Source organism: Rhizobacter sp. P2_H2 (assembly GCF_056403375.1).
Genome location: NZ_JBFUFP010001391.1, coordinates 1 through 1,168 on the forward strand (window position 1 = coordinate 1; position 1,168 = coordinate 1,168).

Below are 1,168 nucleotides of genomic sequence, written 5' to 3' on the forward strand. Positions count from 1 at the left end.
ACGTTCCGAGTTGCTGCCCAGGAGGCGATGAGGTCAGCGCCATGAGAATGTCGTGGAGCAGGTCCAGGCCATAGTCCAACAGCGTGGATCGGCGACCCCTCTCTACCAGCAAGAGYTGATTGGGCCTCCTCCGGTGAACCATAGTCCATCTCAGTCCAAAGCGTAGGAACCGCCCGGGCACCAAGTGTCAAGACCAGCGTCAACCGCCCGTTCTTCGAGGTTCTTGCGAACTCGACGGGCAGTTCTGGGCCATCGGACCTCCAGTCGCCCACACAGCGGAGTACACCGGGGTCCCAGACCAGCGAGCCCCAACCAATACAAGCGATCATCCTTACCCTCATCGTTCAAAACGTGACAGCCCCTTCTATCTCGCACGACGAMGACGCTGAACGACGCGCCATTGGAGGTGAGATGGACCAGTGGTGGTAGGTGGAGTCGACGTTAAGCATGGTCATTGAGCAGTCGATGGAGGTTGGTCATCAACTTAGCTTCGACCTCCGCCAGCGACATCGACCAAATCTCGGCCAGCACTCCGCACACCTTCCATGCATCCCATGGCTTTAGAGGAGCCCCGCCGTCGGAGGTGAACGGCCCATCAGTCTCTGGCAGCACTCGATCAACCGGCATCCTCGCCACCAAGCCGCGCCCCTTGTCCCCCGTCAGCATCGCGGGCCCAACGCTGAACCAACAGCCTAATCGCGTGGCCGCTTGCAGCTCTGCGGCTCCACCCGAAAACCAGTGCATGACAGGCAATCCCACCAAACCAGCCTGGGCAAGCAGTTCGAGCGTTCGCCCAGCCGCTCCACGCGAATGGATACTGATGACCCTACCCCCCTGACGAGTGCACTCGGCAAGGACTGCTCGAAAGATGCGTTCCTGCAGAGCAAGGCTCGTTCGGAATCGAGGCGATCCATCCAGGCCAACTTCGCCGATGAATCGTGCTCCAGCCACGCCTCCGACGAGTGCATCGACCTCCTTGGCTTTCGCCTCCGCCACTTCTGGATGCAGCCCCAGGCCCACCTTGATGTTCTGCAGGCCTGAGAACACCCGCGAGGTGGCAGTGTAGGCGCGGGGACTGGTGGTCACGACAAGAGTGAACTCGTTGCGCTCGTTGACCTCACGCGCCAGCGCCAGTCCGTCTTGGTAGAGGTCGAGATGGGAGTGGAAG

At 60.9% G+C, this 1,168-nt stretch carries 1 protein-coding gene; it reads right to left on the bottom strand.

Going from position 1 to position 1,168, the window contains the following annotated elements:
* Positions 1-441: 441 nt before the first annotated feature.
* Positions 442-1,168 (bottom strand): Qat anti-phage system TatD family nuclease QatD (gene qatD, locus AC1D15_RS33350; protein ID WP_477829438.1); only part of this gene is annotated, 727 nt, incomplete at its 5' end.